A 12,801-nucleotide genomic window follows, 5' to 3' on the forward strand; every position below is an offset into this window, starting at 1 on the left:
CCCCCCCCCCCCAGCCAGTACATCACCAAGGATTCGCCGCCGCACTACCTGAACCGGCTGGAGCCGCTGACCCTGCTTTCCGCGCTGGCGACGGCGACAAGCCACATCGGCCTTGTCGGCACGCTCACCACCTCGTTCAACTCGCCGTTCAACCTCGCTCGCCGCCTCGCTTCGCTCGATCTCATCAGCGGCGGACGCGCTGGCTGGAACGTCGTCACCAGCGGCGATCCCGGCGCTGCGGGCAATTTCGGTCTGGACGAGCATTACGACTATGAAACCCGCTATGGCCGTGCGTTCGAATATATCGACGTGGTGCAGGGCCTATGGCGCTCGTACGAGGATGACGCCTTCCCGCGCGATCGCGAGACCGGGGTGTTCCTCGATCCCGCCAAGCTGCATGCGCTGAATCATAAGGGCAGGTATTTCTCGGTCACCGGGCCGCTCAACCTGCAGCGATCGCCGCAGGGTCAGCCGGTGATCTTCCAGGCCGGCGATTCCGATCACGGCCGCAACCTCGGCGCACAGACCGCCGATGCCATCTTCACGCACTCCGCCTCGATCGAGGATGGCCGCGCTTTCAAGCAGGACATCACCCGCCGGGCCGTCGCGGCAGGACGCGGCGCGGATGACGTGCTGATCCTTCCCGGCGTCAGCATATACGTGGGCGACACCGACGACCATGGCCGCCGCATCGAGACCGAATCCCGCCGCGCGGACCACAGCTTCGAGCAGGCTCTCGGCGAACTCGGACGCTCGTTCGGGTGGCATGATTTCCGTCAGTACGACCTCGACGCCCCGTTCCCGGCCGAGACGCTCGAACACGCACGGCGCAGCTTCTTCACGCAGGCACAGCGCATCGTCGAACTTGCCCGCAAGGACGACCTGACCCTGCGCCAGACCGTGGAAGTTCTCAGCGCCTCGCGCGGAAGCCCGTTCGTCGGCAGTGCCGAAACCGTTGCCAACGAGATCATCCGCTGGTTCGAGGGCGGCGCACTCGACGGCCTCAATGTGATGCTCGGCCACCCGGACCAGTTCGACCGGTTCCTGAACGAAGTCGTGCCGATCCTGCAGGCGCGCGGCGTCTATCGCAGCGAGTACGAGAACACCACGCTGCGCGGCAACCTGGGACTGCCCAAACCCGCCAACATCCGCGCCGAAGCCTCCGCATCCCCGACTGCCCGGCGCGAAGAGCCGGCGCTGGCGGTCTCGTGAAAGCACGCTCCCTCGCAGGCTGGGCGGTGGTCCTGGCCGCCGTCCTGGCCACGGCCGGGTGCGGCGGCTCGGGCGACAAAGCCGCCGAAAAGGCGCGCGTCCGCTGGGCCTTCATGCTGCCCACGTCGTGGGATCCGGTGACGAGCCGCACCGGGGCCGACATCAACACCGTCAGCCTCGCCTATGCCTCGCTCACCCGGCTCGACAAGGATGGCAACGTCCAGCCCGCACTGGCGCAGAGCTGGACATACTCGCCGGACGGCAGGACACTGACCTTCCAGCTGCGCGACAAGCTGAAATTCACTGACGGCACCCCGCTCGATGCCGCCGCCGTGAAGGCCTTCTTCGAGCGCGGCAAGACGCAGAAGGATTCCTTCCTGCGCCCCGAGATCGAAAGCATCGCCAGCTTCGATACCGACGGGCCGCTGCGCGTGGTGTTTCACCTTTCGCGGCTCGATTACCAGCTGCCCTACGTGATGGCGGGCCGTGTCGGCGCTATCGCCAGCCCCACCGCCGCGGCGAAGGACAAAGCAAAGCTGGCGCTGTGGCCGATCGGCGCAGGGCCGTTCAAGATGGTCGAATTCGTACCGGAATCGCACGCCTATTTCGTCAAGAATCCGGATTACTGGGACGCTGCGAACATCCACGTCGAGCGTCTGGAACTGACCACGCTGTCGGAGCCGACAACGACGATCGCTTCGCTTGTCTCGGGCGCGATCGACGTGGCCTCGATCGGACCCAAGCGCGTGGAGGAAGCCCGTGCGCGCAAGCTGACGGTCACCACCGCCCCGTCGCTCAATGCCAGCGATCTCATGATAAACCGCAACAAGCCGCCCTTCGACGACCCGCGCGTGGCCGAGGCGGTGCGCTACGCCATCGATCGCGGCGAACTGGTGAAGACGCTCACGGCTGGTCTCGGCACGCCCACCAACCAGCCTTTCCCGCCGCACTACTTCGCCTTCGATCCGCAGACGAGGGACAAGTGGGCCTATGATCCCGCACGGGCCAAAGCGCTGCTGGCGCAGGCCGGCCACGCGCCGGGTTCCCTCACGGTCGAGATCGTCATCAATCCGCTGATCAACGAGGGTCTGCCGGAGCTGCTGCAGGCCCAACTGGGGCGCGTCGGCATCAAGTCGCGCCTGCGCATCGTGCCGCCGGGTTCATCCAGTTGGCAGAGCGAGGTCTATATCGCCAAGCGCCCGGCCACCGCAGTTGACGGCACGGTCGGACGGGAATCGCCGGTCCAGAACCTTCTGGCGGTCTACGGGCCGCAGGGCATCATGAACCTCAGCGGTCCTTATGCGCCGCCCGCGTTCCTCAAGGCCATCGACGAGGTGCGGGCCACCCCGATCGACGCGCCTCAGTACAAGGAGCGCCTGCAACGCGCCACCCGTCTGGGCGCCGAGCAGTCGCCCAGCGTCTGGCTGTTCAGCACGCCGTTCATCGTCGCCACCCGTTCGAGGGTGAAGCACCTCAACATCGTGCCCTCGCAGATCCGCTGGGAAGGAGTCACGGTCGAATGAGCACCGTTTCCGAACCAGCACCGCCGCAGGCAGCGCCTATCGTGACCGGGGGGACCATTCGCCTGCGTCACGGCAAGGCGCTGCTGCGCCATGTCGGCGGGACGCTGGGGATCACCTTGCCGGTCTTCTTCATCGCCACGCTCATCACCTTCCTGCTGGGCGTGGTGTCCGGCCTGGATCCGGCAGCGGGGATCGCGGGCGACGCCGCATCGCCCGAGACCGTCGCGCGCATCCGCGCCGATCTCGGCCTCGATCAGCCGGTGGTGTTCCAGTATCTGCACTGGATAGACGGCGTCATGCGCGGTGACCTCGGCACTTCCTGGTTCAACGGCGTGCCGGCTTTCGAACTGATCCTGCAGCGCCTGCCGATCAGCCTTTCGATCGCGGGTGTGGCGCTGCTGGTGGGCGTGGTATTCGGGCTGGGCCTCGGCCTCGTGGCGGGCGTGCGCCACGGCGGGCGGCTGGACCGCGCGATCACGCTGTTCGCCGCCCTGGTCTCGTCCCTGCCGCCTTTCGTCGTCGCCTTCGTCCTGATCCTGATCTTCAGCCTCTGGCTCGGCTGGCTCCCGTCTTCGGGTTACGTGCCTTTCGCTGACGATCCGATCGGCTGGCTGGCCGCCGTGAGCATCCCGGCCGTGGCTCTCAGCGTCGATGTCATCGCAGACCTCGCCCGGCAACTGCGCACCGGCCTCGTTGTCGCGCTCTCGGAAAATTACGTGACGGGCGCGGTCGTGCGCGGCCTTTCGCGCCGCCGCATCCTGTTCGTTCACGTCCTGCGCAATGCCTCGGGGCCGGCGCTGACCGTGCTGGCGCTCAAAGTGCCGATGCTGATCGGCGGCGCCGTCGTGACCGAGGCGATCTTCAACATGCCCGGAATGGGCAAGCTCGCCGCCGACTCCGCCCTGCGCGGCGACGTGCCGGTCGTACAGGGCACACTCGTCGTGTCGATCCTGCTGATCCTGGCCTGCAACCTGTGCGTCAACGTCCTGCTGGGCGTCCTCCAGCCAGCCGCGCGGCGACGGAGTTGAAACCATGATCCGCCAGCTCCTGCGCTATCCCAGCGCCCGCGCCGCCTTCGTAATTCTCGCTGTCGTAGCTGTACTCGCCGTCTTCGGGCCTTTCCTCGCACCGCATGATCCGCTGGCGCAGGACGGCTCGGCACTTCTGCAACCACCCGGCACGAGATACTGGCTGGGCACCGATGCACTGGGCCGCGACGTCTTCAGCCGGCTGCTCGCCGGATCGACCGTCTCCGTCCTTGCAAGCCTGCTCTCGGTGTCGATCGGGCTGGTTCTGGGCGTCGTTCCCGGCCTGCTGTCGGTCTTTCTCGGACGCCGGTTCGAATGGATCAACCTGCGTGTGATCGACGCGCTCATGATGCTGCCGTTCCTGGTCTTCGCCATCGCCATGACCGCGATGCTGGGCAACGGGCTGGTCCAGGCGATGTTCGCCGTGGGCATCCTCATCACCCCGGCCTTCTTCAGGGTGACCCGCGCGGCGGCCCTGTCCATCGCCAATGCCGAATACATCGAGGCCGCGCGCCTGATGGGTGCCTCGGCCTCCGCGATCCTGCGCCGCCACGTCGTCGCCAAAGTGCTGCCCCCGGTGGCGGTCGCTGCTGCGTCGATGACCGGCGCGTGCCTTTCGATCGTCGCCTCGCTGACGTTCCTCGGCATCGGCGTCGTGCCGCCCGACCCGACCTGGGGCGGCCTGCTCGCGACCGACCTCGCCAACCTCTACGACCGCCCGTTCGGCCCGGTCGCCCCTGCCCTGCTGATCGTCGCGACGGTCTGGGCGCTCAATGCGCTTGCCGACGCGCTCAGGGATTCCGGACGCAAGGAGACCGCCACATGACGCAAGCCCAATCCGGCCTTCCCGCCGACAACGTCGTTACTCTCGAAATCCGCCACCGCCGCCCGGAGCCGCCTGCCGAGCCATTGCTTTCGGTCCGCAACCTCCATGTCGTGACGGCGCAGGGGCGAGAACTCGTGCGCGATGTGAGCTTCGAACTGGCAGCAGGAGGGACGCTGGGCATCGTGGGCGAATCCGGCAGCGGCAAGTCCCTCACCTGCCGGGCGATCCTGGATGTCCTGCCGCCGGGCCTGAACATCGCCTCCGGTTCCATACGCTTCGGGGACGTGGACCTTTCCCGGCTCGATACGGCATCGTGGAAGGATTTGCGGGGGAAGGCGCTTTCGGCCGTGTTCCAGGACCCGGGCTCCTACCTCAATCCTTCGATCCCGGTGGGCCGCCAACTGGTGGAAGCGATCCGGGCGACGCTGCGCCTCGGCCGCACTGCCGCCCGCGACCGCGCGCTGGAACTGCTTCGCCAGGTCGGCTTCGAGGATGCGAGCGCCGTCTATCGGCAGTACCCCTTCGAGCTTTCGGGCGGCATGGCCCAGCGCGTGCTCATCGCGATTGCGATCTGCGCCGGACCGCGCCTCCTGATCGCCGACGAGGCCACCACCGCGCTCGACGTGACGGTGCAGGCCGAAGTGCTGGACCTGATCGACAGGCTGCGCCGGGACCAAGCCCTGACCCTGATCCTGGTGTCGCACGATCTCGCCGTGGTGTCGCAGATATGCGAGCACGTCATCGTCATGCGCGACGGCGCGATCGTGGACGCCGGGCCCACGCGCAGCGTACTCGGCAATCCGCAAAGCGCCTATACCCGCAGCCTGATCGAAGACCACGCGGTCCACACGATCGAAAGAGCCCGCCCGGCATCGCTGAGCGGCAAGCGAACGCCACTGCTCGCGGTTAAGGGGCTGCATGCGGGCTACGGAATCCGCACGGTGATCGAGGACGTCGATCTGGAACTGGCTCCCGGAGAAATTCTCGGCCTGATCGGCGAGACCGGCTCGGGAAAAACCACGCTCCTGCGTACGATCCTGGGCCTGATCCCGACGGCGAGCGGCACTATCGAACTCGATGGCGCGCGGATCGACGGATTGAAAGCCGGACCGCTGCGCGAACTGCGACGGTCCGGCGCGTTGCAATACGTGTTCCAGGATCCGCTGCGCAGCCTCGATCCCGACCTGACGATCGCGGCCTCTGTCACCGAGGGTCTCCATCTGCGCGGTGAAACCGATGGCGCCTCCATCGCGCAGGCACTCGGCGAAGCCCTGCAGGCCGTCGGCCTCGATGCCGCGCTGGCCTCGCGCCTGCCCCGGCACCTTTCCGGTGGGCAGCGGCAAAGGGCGGTGATCGCCCGCGCGCTGGCGCTCGATCCAAGGGTGCTGCTGCTCGATGAGCCCGTCAGCGCGCTGGATGCGGTCAATCGCCTCCATGTCCTGAAACTTCTGCGTGGTCTGGCGCAGGAAAAGGGTATCGCGCAGGTCTTCATTTCTCACGACCTCGGCTCCGTCGCGGGGATCGCGGACCGGGTGGCGGTGCTCTATCGCGGCCGCATCGTCGAGAGCGGGCCGGCCGACCAGGTGCTTGCCGACCCGTCCCATTCCTACACCCGCCGTCTGCTCGCTGCTGCACCGCGCCTGTCCGCGCAGCGCAGCGAAGCCCCCGCCGTATTCACCGCTCACTGAAAGGTCCGATCATGGCACGCGATACACTGAAACTGGGAGCCGTCCTGATCGGCGTGGGCGATGCATCCGGGACCGAACTCTGGCGCGATCCCCAAGTGCCGCTGGACGCCAGCGTCAACATCGACTGGTATGTGAAGCAGGCGAGGGAGGCAGAGGACGCCCATTTCGACTTCGTCTTCATCGTCGACAGCCAGTACATCACGCCCGACTTTCCCAACCATCACCTGAACCGGCTGGAGCCGCTGACGCTGCTCTCCGCTGTTGCTTATGCCACCAACCGCATCGGCCTGGTGGCGACCGTCAGCACAACGTACAGCGAGCCTTTCGATATTGCCCGGCGACTGGCTTCGCTCGACCTCATAAGCGGCGGCCGCGCCGGGTGGAACATCGTGACCAGTCAGGATCCCGGGACGGCGGGCAACTTCAGTCGCTCCGGCCATGGTGATTACGACACGCGATACCGGCGCGCGGACGAAGCGGTCGAGGCGGTACAGGGCTTATGGCATTCCTACGAAGAAGGTGCCTTCTCCCGCGACAGGACTGCGCCGCGATTCCTGGATCCTGCAAGACAGCATCGGCTCGATCATCGCGGGGAGTTCTTTTCGGTCACGGGACCGCTCAATATCCAGCGTTCGCCGCAGGGGCAGCCGCCGCTGGTTCAGGCAGGAACCTCCGATCAGGGCCGCGACCTCAGCGCGAGACGCGCCGATATCGTCTTCAGCTTCGCGCGCAGCACCGATGAAGCCATCGAACTGGCACAGGACATTCGCGCCCGCGCGCAGGCGATCGGGCGCGATCCGGACGAACTGCTGTTCATACCCGCGCTCGGCGTCACCATCGCCGATACCGACGAGGAAGCGCTGCAAATCGAGCGCCAGAGAACGACGGCGGGCGACATACGCCGCCGCCTCTCTGCGCTTTCACGTCAGTTCGACGGGCACGATTTCAGCGGCTACGATCTCGACGCGCCGTTTCCCGAGCTTCCCCGCAGCGAAGACGCCGGGATCAGGCGGTTCCACGAGGATATCGAGAACGCCCGGCGTGCCGGCGTCACCCTTCGCGGGGTATTGGAAGCGCAAGCGCTCGGCTGGCTGCGGCTCGTCGGCTCACCCGAGACCATCGCCGATCAGTTGCAGCATTGGTACGAAAGCGGCGCCGCCGACGGGTTCAATCTCTTCGTCCAGCATCCCGCCGACTGGGATCGCTTCCGCGCGAAGGTCGTTCCCATCCTGGTGGAACGCGGCCTGTTTCGCGGACGATATGAGGCCGAGACCCTGCGTGGTCATCTGGGCCTGCCGTTCATCGACAACCGCCATGCGGCCCCAGATGCGATCCCCGGTCAGTCAAACCCGCCGGTCCGGCATTTAGAGCCGATCCAGAACTGAAAGCGCATACGGGGCACCAGCGCAAGGAAGGAGCAGGATGAACGAGCTGCGCTCGGCCGAACTCGGGTCGGATCATGGCAGGGACGCCGGTGTGGAGACGCTCGATCTCTGGGACGTCGGCGATGTGGTGCACGAGCTTGCCCAGATCCGCCGCCACTGGCGCAGCACCAACGCACGCCACGTCGAACATGGCGCCAAAGGGTTCCCCTCCCGCGTCCGGCTTGCAAAGATCGCGGAAGAATTGAGCAGTGCTCTCTTTCCCTTGAGGCTGGGGCCGGATTTCGTCCGGCAGGCCAACGAGGATACGTTCATCACCCAGACGCTGCAGATCGCCGCCAGCCGGCTGCATGCGCAGTTGCGGCTGGAACTGGCCTATGCCGACGAGATCGAAAGCCCTCTGGCAGACCAGCGTGCGACGGAGATAGTCGTGGCTTTTCTGCAAGCGCTGCCCAACCTGCGGCGCCTTCTGGATCTCGACATCCAGGCCGCCTTTCGGGGGGACCCGGCCGCCCGCAGCATCGACGAGGTGCTGATCTGTTATCCCGGACTGCTGGCCATCATCCACCATCGTCTCGCGCACACGCTATACCTGATGGGAGCACCGCTGGTCGCGCGGATCATATCGGAGATCTCGCATGGCGGCACCGGGATCGACATCCACCCCGGAGCACAGATCGGCAAGGGCTTCTTCATCGACCACGGGACCGGCGTGGTGATCGGCGAGACGGCCGTGATCGGTGACAACGTCCGCATTTATCAAGGCGTCACGCTGGGTGCGAAGAATTTTCCAACCGAGGCCGACGGCGCTCTGATCAAGTCCCTCCCACGTCACCCGATCATCGAGAACGATGTAGTCATCTATGCCGGGGCTACGATCCTTGGCCGGGTGACCATTGGCGCTGGCTCCGAGATCGGCGGCAACGTCTGGATTACGCATGATATTCCCCCGCTCAGTCAGGTCATGCAGGCGCGGGAACAGAACCATCTGATCCGGCAAGCCCGGCAACAAGGGATTACCAGTTCCGAATTCAACTGACAGCCCGGGGAATCGCTTTCGCGAAGAGATAAATCTCTATAAATATGATAGAGAATATTGTTTGCGCTTCATTCCCTGATGGTTAGTCAAAACCGGATGACCGCTTCTTCCGTTAACGTCCGTCGCCCGCGATTTCCTGGTTTTGGCATGCAAGTGCTGCTCGGCATGACCGTAGGGATAATGGCCGGGCTGATCGTACGCGGGCTTGACCCGCAGAGCGGTTTCGCCATGAGCGCTACTGCCGCCTTCCATACGGTAGCGCTGATATTCATCCAACTGCTGCGGACACTCGTTCCACCGCTCGTCTTCACGGCCATTGTCGCATCGGTGGCCGCGCTGCGCGGTCTCGACAATGCAGCGCGGCTGGTCGTGCACACTCTCGTCTGGTTCGCGATCACTGCGCTCATCGCGGTGGTGATCGGCATCGCGCTGGGCGTGTCGATCCAACCCGGCCTGCACGCCGGAATCAGCCGCACCGCCGCGCAGACTCCCGCCTCGGTAGGCAGCTGGCTGGATTTCCTGACCGGGCTAGTTCCCTCCAATTATCTGGGCATTTCGGCCTCCACCAGCGTCGAGAACGGCAAGGCGAGCACGTCGGTCAGCTTCAATGTCCTGCAGATCATCATCGCCGCAGCGGCAGTCGGCGCCGCAGCCGTTCGTGTCGGCGATCGAGCAAATCCCTTCCTGAACTTCATGATTTCGGCCAACCAGGTTCTGCGCCAGGTTCTGCGTTGGATCATCGCATTGACCCCGATCGGCTCAGCCGCGCTGCTCGCAAACGCTGTCGTGAGCTACGGTTGGGACGCGATGTCCGCGCTGGGCAGCTTCGTCGCGGCTGTTTACGCCGGGCTGGCGATCGTGCTGCTGGGTGTCTACCCATCCCTGCTTGCGCTGCACAAGATCGACCCGCGCAGGTTCTTTGCGGTGTCCTGGCCCGCCATTCAGATCGGTTTCCTGTCTCGCTCCTCGGTCGGGACGATGCCGGTCACCGAGGAAGTGACCGAGAAGTTGGGCGTCCCCCGGGCTTACGCCGCTTTTGCCGTGCCGCTCGGATCGACGACGAAGATGGACGGCTGCGCGGCGATCTATCCCGCAATCTCGGCCATATTCGTGGCGCAATTCTACGGAATCGCGCTGCAGCCTTCGGACTACGTGCTGATCGCTTTCGTCAGCGTCATCGGATCGGCAGCGACGGCAGGCCTTACCGGCGCTGTCGTGATGTTGACGCTCACGCTATCGACGCTCGGCCTTCCGCTGGAAGGGGCGGGGTTGCTGTTGGCTATCGACCCGATCCTCGACATGGGCCGTACGGCGGTCAACGTGGCGGGACAAGTGCTCGTCCCGGTGATCGTCTCGAAGCGCCTCGGACTGTAGGAAACCACGTCCGTTACTATTTCGAATGAGCAAATATCGGAACATATTGAATAAAATCGACTGACAGACATCACCGGGCATGTAATGCGGCTCTGGCTCAACAAGCGCCCCAGAAGAATCAGATGTGTTCAGGTCCCGTCGCGCCCGACCGCAAAGCGGTTTCGCGGCATGAGGAGAAAATCATGAAATTCACGAATGCCCTGGCGCTCACCGCCGTATCGACCGTCGCCATCGCTCAGGCTCAGGTGGCCGGCGCACAGGAAACGGCTGCGGCTGCAGGCACCGACAGCGAGATCGTCGTCACCGGCAGCCGCGCCCAGGGGCGCTCGAAGCTCGACACCGCATCTCCGGTGGACGTCGTGACGATCCAGGATCTGAAGCAGCAGGGCACGACCGAGCTTGGCACCGCGCTTGCCAACTCGGTTCCTTCGATCAGCTTCCCGCGCCCGTCCGCCACGGATGGCACCGACGCGATCCGTCCCGCCACCCTGCGCGGTATGAGCCCGGATCAGACGCTCGTCCTCATCAACGGCGTGCGCGCGCATACGTCGGCCTCGCTCAACGTCAACGGTGTGGTGGGGCGCGGCTCGGCAGCGGTCGATCTCAACACGATCCCGTCCACCGCGCTCCAGTCGATCGAAGTGCTGCGTGACGGCGCTTCGGCGCAGTATGGTTCGGACGCCATCGCCGGTGTCGTCAACCTGCGCCTGCGCGAAGCGGACCACGGCGGCGGCGCCACCGTTACTTACGGGATCTACGACACGCAGATCGACACCGCGCGCGACAGCCGCCACGTCACCGGTGAAAGCACCGTGACCGCTGCCGGCTGGCAGGGCATCAAGCTGGGACAGGACGGCTTCCTGACCGTTTCGGGCGAATACACCAAGCGCAACCCCACCAGCCGCGGCGACGTGGACCCGCGCCTTGCCACGCCCGTAGTCGACAACCGCTTCGGCGATCCGGAAGTCGAAAGCTACTCGGTCTACGTCAACTCGGCTAAGCCGCTGAACGAAACCTGGGAAGTCTACGCCTTCGGCGGCTACCAGTACCGCGATTCCAGCTCGGCAGCTTTCCCGCGGCTGGATTCGGCCGCGGCGGCTTATGGCCTCGACGGCTTCCTGCCGAAGATCAATACTCACTCCAAGGACCTGACGGTAACCGGCGGCCTGCGCGGCGAGATCGCGGGATGGAAGACCGACCTCAACGTCAGCTATGGCCGCAATCGGATCGACTACCGGACCCGCGATTCCGCCAATTACACGTACGGGGCGGCCAGCCAGACGGAGTTCTACGATGGCGCTTCGATTTACGACCAGTGGGTCGCAGGCATCGATTTTTCCAAGCAGTTCGACGTATTCCAGTCGCTGAACGTAGCATGGGGCGTCGAAGGCCGCCGCGAAAGCTACGAGATCAAGGCGGGCGAGGCCGCGTCCTACGGCTACGGCACCGCCTATCCGAACGCGACGCCAGGCGCGCAGGGCTTCCCAGGTTTCTCGACGCTCAACGAAATAAACGAGCACCGCCAGAACGGCTCCATCTACCTCGACCTCGAAGCGCAGGTGACGGACAAGCTGCTGGTCGCTCTGGCAGGACGGGGCGAGAAATATTCGGACTTCGGCAGCACCGGCACCGGCAAGCTGTCGCTGCGCTATGACTTCAGCCCCGCCTTCGCGATCCGTGGCACCGCCTCGACGGGCTTCCGTGCCCCCAGCCTGATCCAGCAGTATTACACCTCGATCACCTCGGTCATCCAGAACGGAAATCAGATCGTTACGGGCACCTATCCGTCCACTTCGGCGGAAGCGACCTCGCTCGGCGGCAAGGCGCTGGAGGCTGAAAAGTCCACCAACCTGTCGGCTGGTTTCGTGCTGCGCACCGGCGGCTTCTCGCTTACGGTGGACGGCTATCGCATCCACGTGCGCAACCAGATCGGCCTGTCGGAGAACATCGCCGTCACGACGATCCCGAACGTCTCTGCCGCGCGCTTCTTCCTGAACGGGCTGGCCACCACCACCAAGGGCATCGACGCGGTCGCCAACTACAAGATCGTCACCGAAGGCGCAGGCACTTTCGACCTCACAGTTGCAGGCAATGTCAACGACATCAAGGTGACCAAGGTGCCCGCCAACACGGCCTTGTTCGCCCGCAGCCGCATCTTGACAATCGAGGACGGAACTCCCGGTGAGAAAGTCTCCGGTACCGTGGTGTGGACCGGCGATACGCTGGGCGCCACCGCACGCGTCACCTATTATGGCGACGTTCTTCAGCCCGGCACCGTCGCCACCAGCGACCTTCACACCGGCAAGCGCGCGATCACGGACCTCGAACTGCGCTATCAGCCCAAGGATGCGTCGTTCAACCTGGCGCTGGGCGCGAGCAACCTGCTCGACGTCTATCCCAAAAAGGTGCCCGCAGCGCTCAACACCACTGGTGTGACTGCGTTTCCCTACTACTCGCCGTTCGGCTTCAACGGCATGTCGTTCTTCGCCTCGGCTGGGTTCAAGTTCTGAGCGACCGATACGGAGTGATGCGCTGCGCCATCGTCTCGAAGCTGATTTTTCTGACGATGGCCGGCGCCGGCATACACGGGGGCATCGCTTTCGCGCGATCGGTCGCGCCGACCCCTTCCGGTGCGGCCGAGAGCGAGATTACGCTGATCGCTGCGCGGCTGGCAACGGGCAGGACCAACTGCGCCTCCATAATCGCTGGCCGACTGGACCGGATCGGGC

Annotated in this window: 10 protein-coding genes; 9 read left to right on the forward strand and 1 reads right to left on the reverse strand. The window is 65.1% G+C overall.

Features of this window, described 5'->3' with window-relative positions; translation table 11 throughout:
* The 9 genes from LH128_RS13090 to LH128_RS13130 all read left to right on the forward strand — a co-directional run.
* Positions 1-1,212, forward strand: a 1,212-nt coding sequence (locus LH128_RS13090; protein ID WP_008830119.1) for an NtaA/DmoA family FMN-dependent monooxygenase, incomplete at its 5' end; no start/stop codon positions are given.
* Positions 1,209-2,735: an ABC transporter substrate-binding protein gene (locus tag LH128_RS13095; protein WP_008830120.1), complete on the forward strand. Its 1,527-nt coding sequence runs from the start codon at positions 1,209-1,211 to the stop codon at positions 2,733-2,735. The genes LH128_RS13090 and LH128_RS13095, both read left to right, overlap by 4 nt.
* On the forward strand, positions 2,732-3,763 hold the full coding sequence (locus LH128_RS13100; RefSeq protein WP_008830121.1) for an ABC transporter permease: 1,032 nt from the start codon (positions 2,732-2,734) through the stop codon (positions 3,761-3,763). Before LH128_RS13095 ends, LH128_RS13100 begins: the two co-directional genes overlap by 4 nt.
* Before the next feature lie 4 nt (positions 3,764-3,767).
* Positions 3,768-4,589 carry an ABC transporter permease gene (locus LH128_RS13105; protein ID WP_008830122.1) on the forward strand — a complete coding sequence of 274 codons (822 nt, stop codon included), beginning with the start codon at positions 3,768-3,770 and terminating at the stop codon, positions 4,587-4,589.
* On the forward strand, positions 4,586-6,277 hold the full coding sequence (locus LH128_RS13110; protein ID WP_008830123.1) for an ATP-binding cassette domain-containing protein: 1,692 nt from the start codon (positions 4,586-4,588) through the stop codon (positions 6,275-6,277). Before LH128_RS13105 ends, LH128_RS13110 begins: the two co-directional genes overlap by 4 nt.
* Before the next feature lie 11 nt (positions 6,278-6,288).
* A complete protein-coding gene (locus LH128_RS13115) occupies positions 6,289-7,662 on the forward strand; it encodes an NtaA/DmoA family FMN-dependent monooxygenase (protein WP_008830124.1) in 1,374 nt (457 codons plus the stop codon).
* 37 nt (positions 7,663-7,699) lie between these two features.
* Entirely contained in the window at positions 7,700-8,698 is a 999-nt protein-coding gene (epsC, locus tag LH128_RS13120) for a serine O-acetyltransferase EpsC (RefSeq protein WP_008830125.1), read from the forward strand.
* A 96-nt stretch (positions 8,699-8,794) separates the two neighbouring features.
* On the forward strand, positions 8,795-10,072 hold the full coding sequence (locus LH128_RS13125) for a dicarboxylate/amino acid:cation symporter (RefSeq protein ID WP_037519331.1): 1,278 nt from the start codon (positions 8,795-8,797) through the stop codon (positions 10,070-10,072).
* A 182-nt stretch (positions 10,073-10,254) separates the two neighbouring features.
* On the forward strand, positions 10,255-12,582 hold the full coding sequence (locus tag LH128_RS13130; protein ID WP_008830127.1) for a TonB-dependent receptor plug domain-containing protein: 2,328 nt from the start codon (positions 10,255-10,257) through the stop codon (positions 12,580-12,582).
* Here LH128_RS13130 and LH128_RS33400 read toward each other — a convergent pair.
* Positions 12,572-12,801 (reverse strand): hypothetical protein (locus LH128_RS33400; RefSeq protein ID WP_327195158.1); only part of this gene is annotated, 230 nt, incomplete at its 5' end. The two genes, LH128_RS13130 and LH128_RS33400, sit on opposite strands and share 11 nt — an antisense overlap.

The sequence above is a fragment of the Sphingomonas sp. LH128 genome (assembly GCF_000293195.2).
GTDB classification, from domain to species: Bacteria; Pseudomonadota; Alphaproteobacteria; order Sphingomonadales; family Sphingomonadaceae; genus Novosphingobium; species Novosphingobium resinovorum_A.

What these genes read in the sequence shown, in the direction of transcription:
- LH128_RS13125 (WP_037519331.1), top strand. Translation starts at nt 8,795, where the DNA reads ATGACCGCTTCTTCCGTTAACGTCCGTCGCCCGCGATTTCCTGGTTTT.
- LH128_RS13110 (WP_008830123.1), top strand. Translation starts at nt 4,586, where the DNA reads ATGACGCAAGCCCAATCCGGCCTTCCCGCCGACAACGTCGTTACTCTC.
- LH128_RS13130 (WP_008830127.1), top strand. Translation starts at nt 10,255, where the DNA reads ATGAAATTCACGAATGCCCTGGCGCTCACCGCCGTATCGACCGTCGCC.
- epsC (WP_008830125.1), top strand. Translation starts at nt 7,700, where the DNA reads ATGAACGAGCTGCGCTCGGCCGAACTCGGGTCGGATCATGGCAGGGAC.
- LH128_RS13105 (WP_008830122.1), top strand. Translation starts at nt 3,768, where the DNA reads ATGATCCGCCAGCTCCTGCGCTATCCCAGCGCCCGCGCCGCCTTCGTA.
- LH128_RS13100 (WP_008830121.1), top strand. Translation starts at nt 2,732, where the DNA reads ATGAGCACCGTTTCCGAACCAGCACCGCCGCAGGCAGCGCCTATCGTG.
- LH128_RS13115 (WP_008830124.1), top strand. Translation starts at nt 6,289, where the DNA reads ATGGCACGCGATACACTGAAACTGGGAGCCGTCCTGATCGGCGTGGGC.